The following is a 1,204-nucleotide window of genomic DNA, read 5'->3' on the forward strand; positions in this document are numbered from 1 at the left end:
GCCGGCCTGGAGTCGGATCCCCTCACGAAACGCCCGACGCTCAGCGGTCAGGCCCCCACCCTCCGGATAACGCATACCACCGGCATACCGCAGGGTCATGAACCGTCACTACCCGACGACAGTCTGAAAACCTCAGTAACTACTTCACGAGGCTCATTTATTGAGCTGGTCGAGTGAAGTGCCGTCATAAGCTGCCACCTGTCCAATCCTCTCCTGTAACAGAACCTGAAACGCTTCAGGTCTCAACGTCACAGATGCTTTGCGCCTAAGCATCGAAGGAGTAGCCATGTCCCTGTGCCCATCGGGATCAAACAGCAGTTCCTGGACCTGTGGCCTTCAGGCTCGTAAGGCGGACTACGGAATGACTGCCACACGAACCGGCGGCATACCGAGGCCAAAAGTCGCCGACTGTGGCCGCAGTTGATGATACAGAAGTAGGACAGGAATGGTGGTAATACTTATGGCGATTCTCTCGCTTGTTGTCGAATGTCTCTTCCTTACCGCCTGCGGCATCCTTGCATACGCCGTGTTCGGTTACCGGCCGCCCGCTGGTAATATCAGGAGTGACTACGATGAAGCAGAATGGAAGAGGGCGCAGCGCCGGCATCCTTCTTCAAGAGTTCCTCAGCCCCCTAACGAATCCAATGCCTCTCTCCTTCCCCATCCCCGCAGCTGCCATCGAGAGCATTATTAACGCCTTTATCATTGTCGTTTCGGCTGGGATGAGGCGGCGTCGCTGATCAGCAGCTGTTACGTAGGTGGTCGACGCGATTCTGGGGTGTGCCAGGTGTCCGGGCGGAACTTCAGCTACCTCCATCACCCGGTTACGGGACAGCCCTTAGGGCTTGCAGATCATTAACACGTCGTCTTGACCTTGCTGCTGGCCTCGCTGCTCTGAGCGAGAACCCGAGCGTGGAGGGCCGTGAGGGCGGCTGGCGGAGTAGCGGCGGGCGGGATGACGATGCCGTGCGCGTTGAGCAGTCCCCTGATCTTCAGGAGTGTGCGGTGCATGGCGGTGCGGCTGCTGGCGAACAGCACGGCGAGGGGTTCCGCGGCCAGATTGACACGCAGGTGGAGCACTGCGGCCAGGACCTGGTCGGGAAAGGCGAGGTGGGGCGGGCGGCCGCGCCGGGTGTCCCCGTCCGGTGCCAGAGTCTGGACCAGGTCGTGCAGCTGGTCCGGGGACATCCCGGTCAGCGCTGGG

1 pseudogene is annotated in these 1,204 nt (G+C 60.5%); it reads right to left on the bottom strand.

Annotated features, from left to right (window positions below):
- Positions 1-855: 855 nt before the first annotated feature.
- A pseudogene (locus ABZX75_RS34415) lies at positions 856-1,204 on the bottom strand (ISAzo13 family transposase); the annotation flags it as partial.

The organism is Streptomyces sp. NPDC003038 (genome assembly GCF_040611115.1).
Lineage (GTDB): Bacteria > Actinomycetota > Actinomycetes > Streptomycetales > Streptomycetaceae > Streptomyces.